The organism is Chryseobacterium sp. VAUSW3 (assembly GCF_002205795.1).
GTDB classification, from domain to species: domain Bacteria; phylum Bacteroidota; class Bacteroidia; order Flavobacteriales; family Weeksellaceae; genus Kaistella; species Kaistella yananensis.
The window spans coordinates 104,906-117,186 of sequence record NZ_NIUY01000001.1 but is presented as its reverse complement, the minus strand read 5'-3'; the positions used below and the strand labels follow the sequence as shown (position 1 = coordinate 117,186).

At 38.8% G+C, this 12,281-nt stretch carries 11 protein-coding genes; 3 read left to right on the top strand and 8 right to left on the bottom strand.

What is annotated here, in order from left to right; genetic code table 11:
• Positions 1–3: 3 nt before the first annotated feature.
• Positions 4–1,674 carry an asparagine synthase B gene (asnB, locus tag CDW55_RS00540; RefSeq protein ID WP_088468648.1) on the bottom strand — a complete coding sequence of 557 codons (1,671 nt, stop codon included), beginning with the start codon at positions 1,672–1,674 and terminating at the stop codon, positions 4–6.
• Between the two features lie 228 nt (positions 1,675–1,902).
• On the bottom strand, positions 1,903–3,108 hold the full coding sequence (locus tag CDW55_RS00535; protein ID WP_088467797.1) for an RsmB/NOP family class I SAM-dependent RNA methyltransferase: 1,206 nt from the start codon (positions 3,106–3,108) through the stop codon (positions 1,903–1,905).
• A 252-nt stretch (positions 3,109–3,360) separates the two neighbouring features.
• Between CDW55_RS00535 and CDW55_RS00530 the strand changes: the two genes are divergently transcribed.
• The gene (locus CDW55_RS00530) at positions 3,361–3,693 is read left to right on the top strand and encodes a zinc ribbon domain-containing protein YjdM (protein ID WP_088467796.1); all 333 of its coding nucleotides are present in this window, start codon (positions 3,361–3,363) and stop codon (positions 3,691–3,693) included.
• Between the two features lie 174 nt (positions 3,694–3,867).
• Here CDW55_RS00530 and CDW55_RS00525 read toward each other — a convergent pair whose 3' ends face one another.
• Positions 3,868–4,806 carry a sulfate/molybdate ABC transporter ATP-binding protein gene (locus CDW55_RS00525; RefSeq protein ID WP_088467795.1) on the bottom strand — a complete coding sequence of 313 codons (939 nt, stop codon included), beginning with the start codon at positions 4,804–4,806 and terminating at the stop codon, positions 3,868–3,870.
• 90 nt (positions 4,807–4,896) lie between these two features.
• Between CDW55_RS00525 and CDW55_RS00520 the strand changes: the two genes are divergently transcribed.
• Positions 4,897–5,547, top strand: a complete 651-nt coding sequence (locus CDW55_RS00520; protein WP_410492759.1) for a YceI family protein — start codon at positions 4,897–4,899, stop codon at positions 5,545–5,547.
• 166 nt (positions 5,548–5,713) lie between these two features.
• On the top strand, positions 5,714–8,371 hold the full coding sequence (alaS, locus tag CDW55_RS00515; RefSeq protein WP_088467794.1) for an alanine--tRNA ligase: 2,658 nt from the start codon (positions 5,714–5,716) through the stop codon (positions 8,369–8,371).
• A 98-nt stretch (positions 8,372–8,469) separates the two neighbouring features.
• Here alaS and CDW55_RS00510 read toward each other — a convergent pair whose 3' ends face one another.
• The 5 genes from CDW55_RS00510 to CDW55_RS00490 form a co-directional block, all read right to left on the bottom strand.
• A complete protein-coding gene (locus CDW55_RS00510) occupies positions 8,470–8,907 on the bottom strand; it encodes a hypothetical protein (RefSeq protein ID WP_088467793.1) in 438 nt (145 codons plus the stop codon).
• 126 nt (positions 8,908–9,033) lie between these two features.
• Complete coding sequence (locus tag CDW55_RS00505; protein ID WP_088467792.1) at positions 9,034–9,276, bottom strand: hypothetical protein; 243 nt, start codon at positions 9,274–9,276, stop codon at positions 9,034–9,036.
• Between the two features lie 80 nt (positions 9,277–9,356).
• Positions 9,357–9,851, bottom strand: a complete 495-nt coding sequence (locus CDW55_RS00500; protein ID WP_088467791.1) for a GNAT family N-acetyltransferase — start codon at positions 9,849–9,851, stop codon at positions 9,357–9,359.
• Positions 9,852–9,864: 13 nt separating this feature from the next.
• Entirely contained in the window at positions 9,865–11,070 is a 1,206-nt protein-coding gene (locus CDW55_RS00495; protein ID WP_088467790.1) for a metallophosphoesterase, read from the bottom strand.
• 61 nt (positions 11,071–11,131) lie between these two features.
• Positions 11,132–12,199 carry a 3-oxoacyl-ACP synthase III family protein gene (locus tag CDW55_RS00490; protein WP_088467789.1) on the bottom strand — a complete coding sequence of 356 codons (1,068 nt, stop codon included), beginning with the start codon at positions 12,197–12,199 and terminating at the stop codon, positions 11,132–11,134.
• Between the last annotated feature and the right edge of the window lie 82 nt (positions 12,200–12,281).

Sequence of the window (12,281 nt, the reverse complement as noted above, 5' to 3'; positions counted from 1 at the left end):
CGATTAGTAACTATCTTCGTGAACTGTTTTCACGGCTCTACCACTTGGATCGTTGGCGTTTTTGAAGGCTTCATCCCATTCTAACGCGATGGGAGTGGAGCACGCAACTGACGGAACCGACGGAACGGTAGCCGCTGCGGTTTCGCTAGGGAAATGCTCTTCGAAAATCGTTCTGTAGCGATATTCTTCTTTGTTTTGTGGCGTGTTCAGCGGGAATCGGAATTTTGCGTTCACCATCATCTCATCTGTCACTTCTTTTTCGGCAACTTCTTTTAAGGAATCAATCCATGAATAGCCAACTCCGTCGGAGAATTGCTCTTTTTGCCTCCACGCAATAGATTCCGGCAACAAATCTTCAAAAGCTTTTCTTAACATCCATTTCTCTATTTTTGGCTCGTGCGCGGTCACCATTTTGTCTTTTGGATTTTGGCGCATCGCCACATCCATAAATTCTTTATCCAGGAAAGGTACGCGACCTTCGATTCCCCAACTCATCAAGGCTTTATTGGCACGCAAACAATCATACAAGTGAAGTTTTCCCAGTTTTCTCACGTTTTCTTCATGAAATTCTTTTGCATTAGGCGCTTTGTGGAAATACAGATATCCTCCGAATAATTCATCACTACCTTCGCCCGAAAGCACCATTTTTATTCCCATCGATTTGATTACTCTTGCTAATAAATACATCGGTGTGGAAGCCCTTACGGTAGTTACATCATAAGTTTCCAAGTGATAGATCACATCGCGAACCGCATCCAAACCTTCCTGAACGGTAAAATGAACTTCATGATGAATAGAACCGATGTGATCCGCAGCTTTTTGTGCAGCAGCCAAATCTGGGCTTCCTTCCAAACCTACCGCAAAACTGTGTAAACGAGGATACCAGGCTTCCTGAGTATCGCCACTTTCGATACGGTTTCGCGAATATTTTGCAGTTACCGCAGAAATAATGGAAGAATCCAGTCCTCCGGAAAGCAAAACACCGTAAGGAACGTCACTCATCAACTGTCTGTGAACAGCTTCTTCCAAAGCTTTTCTAAGTTCAGCTAAATCGGTCTTATTGTCTTTTACGTTCTCGAAATCCTCCCAATCTCTCTTGTACCATTGTTGCAGTTGATAACCTTCCGGGCTGTAAAGAAAATGGCCAGGTAAAAAAGTTTCGATGGTTTTGCAAACACCTTCCAAAGCTTTAAGTTCAGAAGCTACATAATAATTTCCGTGTTGGTCCCAACCTTGGTAAAGCGGGCAGATTCCCATGTGATCGCGGGAAACAAAATATACATTGTTTTCGGTATCGTATAAGGAGAAAGCAAAAATTCCGTTTAGTTTGTCCACGAAATCTTTGCCGTATTTTTTAAATAAAGGAATAATTACTTCGCAATCGGATTCGGTTTGAAATTCGTAGTCCGGAAACTCTTTTCTAAGTTCGCGGTGATTGTAGATTTCACCATTTACGGCAAGAACGATTTTTTTATCATTAGAAAATAATGGCTGTTTCCCAGAAGTTGGGTCTACAATAGCCAATCTTTCGTGGGAGAAAATCACTTTTTCGTCCTGAAAAATTCCGCTCCAATCTGGTCCGCGGTGGCGAATTTTTTTAGACATTTCTAAAACCTGAGGTCTTAGAATTTCGGTTTTTTGTTTAGCATCAAACAAGCATACAATTCCGCACATAGATTTATAATTATAAGTAATTGTTAATAATTGATTAATTTTGTTCTGCAAACATAAAGTAAATGTTTATAAAACAAAATAATATTAAGCAAAATAAGAATATTTTACTAAAATTAGCTTTTAAAGCGGAAAAAATTAAGTTGAAAGGAGAAATTTAGAGAATCTGGTGGAAAAAATTCAAAAAAAAGCAGACAAATGCCTGCTTTTGGTTTCGTTAATCACTTTTATTTAATCATTCCGCTGAATCAGCGCCATATAGAAACCATCGAAACCATCGCTCGGCATTATTTTTTCTTCTTTTATTAAAGAAAATCCATCGTTGTTTTTAAGGAAAGTTTCCACCTGTTCGTTGTTTTCACTTGGTAAAATGGAACACGTTGCGTAAATCATTTTACCGCCTTTTTTCAAAATTTTAGAATAATCTTGCAGGATTTGCTGTTGCTCTTTTTTAATTCTGTCGATAAAATCCTGGTCAATTTTCCATTTGGAATCTGGGTTTCTTTTTAAAACGCCCAATCCCGAACACGGTGCGTCGATCAGCAGTCTGTCGGCTTTTTCATGAAGTCTTTTGATCACTTTATTGTCTTCAATGAAACGGGTTTCAATATTATGTGCTCCGGCTCTTTTCGCACGGCGTTTCAGTTCGGCCAGTTTCCATTCGTAAATATCCAATGCGATAATCTGACCTTTGTTTTTCATTAAGGCTGCTAAGTGAAGGGTTTTTCCACCGGCTCCGGCGCAGGCATCCACCACCCGCATGCCTTCCTGAACATCCAGAAGTTCACCGATTTTCTGAGAAGAGGCATCCTGAACTTCGAATAAACCATCCTTAAAAGCTGAGGTTAAAAATACGTTTTTCTTCTCATCAAGCTGAACGGCATCAGGATAATTTCTGATCTGGAAGCTTTCCACATTTTCATCCTTCAGGTCAGAAATCAATTCTTTCGCTGTGGTTTTCAAGGTATTGGCGCGAAGAATTGTCGGAGCCTGCTCATTCAGCGCATGCATTTCTTTTTCCCAGTTGTTCCCGAGTTCTTTTTCCATCGTTTCGGCAAGCCACTCGGGAATTGAATATTCAATTGCTTTGGTGGGAACTGTATTCTTCTTCAGTTTATTAAGAATGTCAGCATTTTTAATCCCGTCAAATTCCTCAAACTTTTTATAATGTGTTTTGGTCCAAAGGCAATAGGCGAGGATCAGTTTATAGATATTATTCGGTTTCACGCCTTCGCCCATATAATATTCTAGGCGTTTTTTCCAGCGGATGATGTCGTAGAAAATTTGTGAAACTACCTTGCGGTCTTCGCTGCCCCATTTTCTGTTGGCTTTCAGAAGCCGCTCTATCACTTTATCTGCATATTTTCGGTCCTCGAAAAAGGTTTCCTGTAAAGCGTCGTGAATTCCTATTAGTAAGTTTCTGTGTATCAGTTCCATGTATGGATAGTTAAATGTTTAGTTTCGCTCGGATTTCCGGGACAAAATTTTTGCAAAAATACAGTTTTTAACTGAATAATGATGCCATTGATTTGGGCGCCAATTTCCGCCCTCCGTTCCCGCTTTTTTTCTTCCACTGCGTTCCATATAAAAGAGCTCCACTCAGGTCGGGGCGCAGCGGGGTTGTTGAGAATCAGGGATTTTTAATGACCGTAAAAAATCCGTACTTTTGTGTTTCAAAAAAATAAAACGATGAGCGATACCATAATTTGCCCGAAATGCCAGTCCGAATTCACTTACGAACAGGATAATCTGCACGTGTGTTCCCAATGTTTTCATGAGTGGGATCCTAATGAAGTAGCCAGTGGCGAAACCATTCTGGACATGAACGGCAACGAACTCCAAAACGGAGATTCTGTAATAGTGATGAAAGATCTTCCTGTAAAAGGAGCACCAAAACCTGTAAAGGCGGGAACAAAGGTTAAAAACATCCGCCTTCGCCCTGATTCTGATCATAATATCGACTGCAAAATCGACGGTTTCGGAGCGATGGCGCTGAAATCTGAATTTGTGAAAAAGGCATAAAAAAAGGAAAGATTTGGACAGGGTTCTGTTTCAAAGACTTGGTTGTCCGAAATTAACGGACTAATTTCGTCTTAAAGGCAGAAAGAGAATTAACCAAAAATTTCCTTATTTGGGAAGAGTAAAGTTAAGAAAATATTTTCAATTTCCATACCAGTTTTTTAAAACATGTTGATTTTAGTCTATGAAATCAACTTTCACCGCACCGGAAATTTGAGTGTCGTTATAGATAATCAATTCTTTTCCGCTCACCAAAGCTTTGTTCCAATAGTGGTTTCCGGCGAAACGGCTTTCGAGAATTTGGGCATCTTTCCCTGACTGTGATATTTTTATCTCGTGAGGATACCAGAAATTTTTAAAAAGACCGAATGCTGACTTCTCTTCATCAGAGAAAACATTCACTTCCCCGAAAAGTTTAGCCACATAAGCATTGTAGGGGTTTGTGAAAATATCTCTTGGGCTGTCGTTCTGTATCAGCCTGCCTTCCTGAAGAACAACAATCTGATCAAGCCACGGCATCACTTCCTGAATTTCGTGAGTGGAAATAATGAGTGAAATGTTTTTCTCCTTTACATAATTAAAGAGTTTCTCCCGCAGTTCAATTTTTCTGGAATAATCAAGATTGCTAAAAGGTTCATCCAGCAAAAGCAGTTTCGGCATTACGGAAAGCGCCCGTGCAATCGCAACACGCTGCTGTTGGCCTCCGCTCAGGTATTTTGGGAGAACATTCGTGTATTGTTCAAGGCCTACAACTTTCAGCAGTTCCAGCACTTTGTGTTTTTTTTCCTGAAGATTAATATTCGAAATAAACTTTCCTACGTTATCGGAAACCGTTGCATAAGGCATCAGATCATAGTTCTGTGCCACGAGTTTCATCTCTCTTTCTCCGGGAACGATGTTTTTTTTAGGACCATATATGGGTTTTCCATCAAAAATAATCTCTCCTTTTTCCCAGTCGAGCAAGCCATAAATTAAATTAAGCAATGTGGATTTTCCACAGCCGCTTTCGCCGGCCAGCGCTATAATCCTGCCTCTTTCAATCTTTAAATTCAGATTTCGGAAAAGCTCTTTTTCAGGGGAATAAGAGAAAAACAATTGATTGATTTCTAATAGCATATCTGCAAAATTAATAAATTTGATCTTACTGTGAATTATTTTTATTATTTTAGCGGGAGCAATAAAAAAAGCAAAAATTTGATGAAAAATATGTTTAAGATCTCAGTGTTTTCAGCATTTATTTTGGGAATGACAGTAGTTTCATGTGGAAAAGACAAACCGCTGAGCAGCGTAAACAACGAGGTTACTACAACAACAGAAGGAAATTCTTTTCAGGTAGATACTTTAAACAGTAAAATTGAATGGAAAGGCTTTAAAATTCTGAAATCCGACAATACCAGCCATTTTGGAACCATTAAGTTCGAAAGTGGAGATGTTACCGTAAAAGACGGGAAACTGGAAAGCGGAAAATTTGTTGCAGACATGAATTCTTTAACTTCAGTTGATCTGAAAGATGATGCTGAACAACTCAATAAATTAAATGGACATTTGAAAAGTGGTGATTTCTTCGAAGTAGAAAAATTCCCAACCGCTTCTTATGAAATTACAAAAGTTTCTGAAAATGCCAACGGCGACTATAATACTTTACTCGATGGCAACTTAACCATTAAGGGAATTACAAAACCGCTTCAGTTCAATGCGAATGTTACCGTTAACAATGGTGAGGTGAGCATTGCTACAGAACCCAAAGACATCAACAGAGAGGATTTCGGTGTGAAATTCCAGATGCCTGTTGCAAACGGCGTGATCAAAAATGAGGTAAATCTTCAGATTTTGATTAAAGCCCTGGAAAAGAAATAATTTTTTTTATTTAAGTGTGATAAGTGATGTGAATTCGTCTCATTGTTAATGAGGCGGATTTTTTTTAATGCCGATAATTACGCCCTGTTTTTCCCTCAAAATTTATTAAATTTGCAGACTTACGGAAGGCTTTAAACCAAGCACTTTCTGCATAAATTCAAAACATATGACTTCACAAGAGATACGCCAGCAGTTTTTAGATTATTTTAAAGAAAAAGGTCACCTTATCGTTCCTTCCGCACCTATTGTGCTGAAAGATGATCCAACGCTCATGTTCTCGAACTCGGGAATGACGCAGTTTAAGGATTATTTTCTGGGTTATAAAGAACCCAAAGCCCCGAGAATTGCAGATACGCAAAAATGTTTGCGGGTTTCCGGGAAACACAACGATTTGGATGATGTGGGCCGCGATACTTACCATCACACGATGTTTGAAATGCTGGGGAACTGGTCTTTCGGCGATTACTTCAAGAAAGAAGCCATCGGTTTTGCCTGGGAACTTTTAACGGAAGTTTATAAAATCCCGAAAGAGAATTTATATGTAACCATTTTCGAAGGTGATGCTTCCGAAAATCTTGCGCGCGACCAGGATGCCTATGATTACTGGAAAACACATATCGATGAAAGTAGAATCATCAATGGAAATAAAAAAGACAATTTCTGGGAAATGGGAGAAAGCGGACCTTGCGGACCCTGTTCGGAAATCCATGTCGATTTAAGGTCTGAAGAAGAAAAGGCGAAAGTTCCGGGAATTGAATTAATCAATAATGATCATCCGCAGGTCGTGGAAATCTGGAACAACGTTTTCATGGAGTTCAATAGAAAAGCCGACGGAAGTTTAGAGAAACTGCCCGCTCAACACGTTGATACAGGAATGGGCTTCGAACGCCTGTGTATGGCTTTGCAAGGCAAAAAATCCAATTACGATACCGATGTTTTCACGCCTTTAATTGCTAAAGTAGAAGAGCTTTCAGGTAAAAAGTACACTGGGATTTTAGAAGATGAAAAAGACATCGCGATTCGTGTTGTCGTGGATCATATTCGTGCTGTAGCATTTGCAATTGCCGACGGACAGCTGCCTTCCAACGGTGGAGCAGGATATGTGATCAGAAGAATTTTAAGAAGAGCAATTTCATATTCTTACCGTTTTTTAGGAATGAAAGAACCTTTTCTTTTTGAATTGGTTGCTGTTTTGAGAAGTGAAATGGGCGAATTTTTCCCGGAACTTGTGAAACAGCAGAAACTGGTTACAGAAGTGATTAAAGAAGAAGAAACTTCTTTCCTGAAAACCATTGAACATGGTTTAAAAAGAATCGATTTAATTATTAATGAAACCCTTTCCAAAAACGAAAAAACACTTCCCGGTGCTGAGGTTTTTGAACTTTATGACACATACGGCTTCCCGGCAGATCTCTCAAGAATCATCGCGGAAGAAAAGCAGTTAACCGTCGATGAAAAAGGTTTTGATGAAGAAATGGAAAAGCAGAAACAGCGTTCCAAAAAATCATCAGCGCAGAAAGTTCACGATTGGGTGATTCTGGAGGAAAAGCAGGAAAGTTTCGTTGGTTATGACCAAACCGAAGCTGAAACATACATCACCCGTTACCGCAAAATCGAGAATAAGGACGGCGAGTTTTATCAGATCGTTCTCTCAAAATCGCCTTTTTATCCAGAAGGCGGCGGACAGATTGGCGACAAAGGTATTCTGATTCCAAGTTATACTGAAGGTTTCGACATCTCTAACCCAAGCGTTTTCGGAATTACTGATTGCGCAGATATTGTAGAAATTCTGGAGACGAAAAAAGAAAATAATCTTATCGTTTCTTTAATTAAAGATCTGCCGAAAGATGCAGGAGCGGTTTTCTATGCAAAGGTGAACGCAACAGAAAGAAAAAACACCCAGGCTAACCATTCAGTGACGCATTTGTTACATGAAGCTTTGAGAGAAGTTTTAGGAACTCATGTCGAACAGAAAGGTTCTTTTGTGGGTCCGGATTATCTTCGGTTTGATTTCTCGCATTTCTCTAAAATGAATGAAGAAGAACTGAAATTGGTTGAAGAGAAGGTAAATTCAAAAATAAAAGAAAATATTGCTTTGCAGGAATTCAGAAATATTCCGATTGCAGAAGCGATGGAAAAAGGAGCAATGGCACTTTTCGGCGAGAAATATGGTGATAAAGTAAGAATGATTCAGTTCGGAAGTTCCCGTGAACTTTGTGGCGGAACTCACGTAAAAAATACCGGTGAAATCGGGTATTTTAAGATTCAGAACGAAAGTTCTACCGCAGCCGGAATCCGTAGAATTGAAGCGATTTCAGGAGATAAATCTGCGGAATACTTCAAGAATCTGGAAGCTCAGGTTAAAGAAATTTCTGCTTTATTAAAATCCAGGGATTTAGCGAAATCTGTAGAGAAATTACTGGAAGAAAATTCGGCTCTGAAATCAGAAGTTGAATCCTTGAAAAAAGAGAAAGCAAAAGGCGAAACAGCGAACTGGAAAAATGATTTCACTGAGAAAGGCGACAAAAAACTGTTGGTTAAAAAAGTTTCAATGGATGCCGGAAGTGTGAAAGATATCGTTTTTCAACTCAAAAAAGAGGTTGAAAATTCTGTAATCATCATTATTTCAGACGCTGATCAGAAACCGATGATTACGGTTGGAGTTTCTCAGGACCTGCAATCTACATATCACGCTGGAAACATTGTAAAAGAACTGGCAAAAGAAATCCAGGGCGGCGGCGGCGGAAATCCCGGGTTTGCTACAGCCGGTGGGAAAAATCTTGCCGGGATTGATGCAGCTTTAGCAAAAGCGCTTGAACTCTAAATCTAAAGTCGAAAAATTAAATAAAGTAAAAGAGTTTCGGGAAGACCGAAACTCTTTTTTTTTATGGGACATCAATTTCAAAATTAATTGTAGAAATTTCAGTCAGGAACTTCTATTAATTCCATTTTCGGATTGAGTTTCCTTATTTTTTCTTCCGTTTTCCTGATTTTTTTCTCAAGATTTTCGATGTTTCTTTTGCTTCGCGCGAGTCTTTTATTTGCAGTTTCGGCTTTTTTCATTTTTCTTGCTGCTGATCTTGCTCCTCTTTCATTTTTACCGAAATTTGTTGTGCTTTTGAAATTGTCGCCGGCTTTATCAGCATCGCGGGTCGCTTTTTTAGCATCTTCATATTCCACGGCGTACTCTTTTCTGGCTTTTTCGAGTTCTTTTTTGTCTTCGGTCAGTTTCATGCTTAATTTCAGAACTTCTTTTTCAGACTTTGAAATAGTAACACTGTCGGCAACAGATTGGGCATTTAATGTACCACAGCTTAAAATACCAACGAAGATTATGGCGATATACAGCGTTTTTTTCATAATGATTTTTAAAACTTAATTAATACAAATGTAGCCGATTTATTTTGTATTTAAACTCAGTTTTACATAATAAAATCCCGAAAAACGAATTTTCCGGGATCTTAATATAAGTGAAATTAATGATGTTTATTTGTTTCCTCCTCCTCTGGCTACCAATGCGATGATTACGATAAGAACTAATGCACCGATTACCCAAACTAATGGATTGCTCATCCAGTCGCCACTCATGCTGTCTCCGCCTTTATCCAGGTCTACATCGACATTTAAATCGGCTGCTTTTTCCTGTGCTTTTACCATAATTGTTGCAAAGTTTGCGGCAACTGCCAATGCGAAAATCTGAATCTTTGTAAGTAGGTTAGAACGTGTCATAATTTAATTTTTTAATGTTATACTTTCTAAGTATTCTAAAAGTGTACCAAAACTAAATGACGTTCAAAAAAATTCTGGGATCATAAAATGCATTCCATTAAATAATCGTCCATTACAAATCCGTTTCCGATATCAAAAACGCCTTCTTCATAAATGTTGAAACCTTGTGATTCGTAAACAGATTTCGCGCTGTTTTCTTTGTTTACATTCAAAATAATGCGGGAATCTCCTTTTTCGGAGGTTTGTTTTTTAAGAAAATTCAACGCGGTTTTTCCACAGCCTTTTCCTTTTGCTTCTTCAATAAGATAAATCCTGTGAAGTTTGGTGGTTTTGGGCTCATAATGATGTTCGTAACCTATAAAACCAACGGCTTTATTATCATTGAAAATTAAATAATAATGATAATCTGGATTTTGTAAATGTGCTGAAATTTCCTCCACCGAATACATTTGAGATAACATATAATCAATCTGTTGCTGAGAAAGAAGTCCGCTGTAAGCCGAATTCCAGGATTTTTCGGCAAGGTCGCGGATCAGCGGGATGTCTTTTTCTGTTGCTTTTACTAAAGAAGTCATTGATTTTAACTTTTTAACTCAGTTCGAAAAGGGTGATTTCGGGTTCAATTCCAACTCTTCCAGGGAACGCAATTACTCCAAAACCACGGTTAACGTAGAGGTATTTCCCCTGGCTTTCATATAAATCTGCCCATTTTTTATACCGATACTGAACCGGCGACCAACGAATATTTTTCAAATCGATCCCGAACTGCATCCCGTGTGTATGTCCGGAAAGCGTGAGCTGAATATTTGCCGGATGATGTTTTACGATTTCATCAAAATGGGTAGGATCGTGACTCATTAAAATTTTGGCAGCATCTGCCGGCACCCCAAACGCAGCTTTATTCAGGTCGCCATATTGTGGGAAGGGCTTCAGTCCCCAATTTTCAACGCCCAGAATATAAAGTTTTTCTCCATTTTTTTGGATAATACGGTGTTCATTACGGAGCACCTCAAATCCAGCTTCTTTCTGAAGTTGAATTAAATTCGGGACGTTCTGTGCTTTTTCACCTTGGGATTTCCATTCGGCGTAATCTCCGTAATCATGGTTTCCGAGGACTGAAAATTTCCCGTCTTTTGCCTTAATTCCGGCAAACATCGGAACAAATGGTATGAATTCACTGGCAAAATTATTAACAATATCGCCAGTACACAGAACCAAATCTGCATTCTGTTCATTGATTAAATCAACTGCTTTCTGCAGTTTTTCGGGATTAAAAAAACTACCGGAGTGAATATCTGAAATCTGGATGATTTTGTACCCTTTAAAACTCTCTGGTAGTCCGGCAATTTTCAGTTTAACGCGACGTACCCGGTGTCTGTATTTTCCGAAAACAATTCCGTCAATAATCATGGCCGAAAATCCTGCAGCTACGGCAAGCCCAATGATGCTTACAAATTTTCTTCTTTCAGGGAAATAGGTTTCGGGTTTTACGAAAAACGTAAAAAGATAATTGAAGAATCTTGCAATGTCTTCCATTAAAAGAAGAAGAACGATGAAAAGTTTTGGAACCAGAAAAATGAGAAATGTAGATGCTACAACCTGAATCCGGTGATGGTCTCGGTCGCTCCGTTTAAAATTAAGTAGTTCATAAACAAAAAAGCCATATACCAAAAGCGTTACAAGCCAGTAACCAACCCGCATCCAACTGTTGGAAGTGATGGTTTTGAAGGCTTGGTAGACGTAGAACTCCAGAATGAAAACAATTCCGGTGATGATTAGAAAATTTTTCTGCATAAGTTTTCATTAAAAAAGCACAAAATCGATTTTGTGCTTTCTTTATCTTTATATAAATTTTTTAAGGAAATCGGTACACAACCGCATTGATATTCATTCCTGCACCTACCGATGCAAAGACGATGTTACCTTTTTCTGCGAAGGACTGATCTTTCATTTCGCCTTTAATGATGAGGTCGAACATTGTTGGGATGGTGGCTACAGAAGAATTTCCGAACTGCTGAATGGTCATGGGTGCGATGTCATGGTCGTAATCTTTTTTACCATAAAGTTTAAACAGCCGCGAGATCATTGCATAATCCATTTTCGCATTGGCCTGATGAATCAGTATTTTATCAATATCATCAATGGTTAATCCTGCTTTGTCGATGGTTGCTTTTATTGCATCCGGAACATTTTTCAGCGCATATTCATAAATTTTTCTGCCGTGCATTCTGATGTATAGTGGTCGCCGGTCTTCATCCTGTTTCAGCGAAGGTGCGTTTTCGAGATAATTCAGTTCTACATTATTGTCGCAAAGTGTGGCATCTGCAATAATTCCCACATTTTCTTCATCCGTTGCCTGTACAACTACGGCTCCTGCGCCGTCGGCAAAGATCATTTTATTTCTGTCGAAAGCGTCGGTTACACGGCTTAGTGTTTCTGAACCCACTACCAGAATTAATTTGGCTTTTTTAGCTTTAATTAAAGTGTCGGCCAAAATCATGGCTTCAACCCAACCCGGGCAGCCAAAAATCATATCGTAATTTACGCAGTTTCTGTTTTGAATCCCGAGTTTGTTTTTTAAACGTGCCGACATTGAAGGCATAAAATTGGTCATCCCATTTGTATCTACTTCGCCAAAATTACTTGCGTAAATGATATAATCTAAATCTTCCTGATTAATTTTCGCATCGTAAATAGCCTCTTTTGCCGCCCTGAAACCCAGATCAGAGTTAAATTCATCGTCCTCCAGATATCTTCGGTTTTCGATTTCGGTGATTTCTACAAATTTCTGAATAATTTCTTCGTTGGGCTTGTTGATTTTATCGCCTTCGTCGGTATAAAATACCGAATCCATGAAGTGGTCTCTTCCGATAATTTTGGTTGGAATGTAACTTCCTGACCCTATTATGATTGTATTGGGCATATTTTTTTGTATTGAAAAATTTCGGACAAAGTTAAGAATTATATTGTATCGGGTTGAATGAAAATTATTATTAAATTTGCAA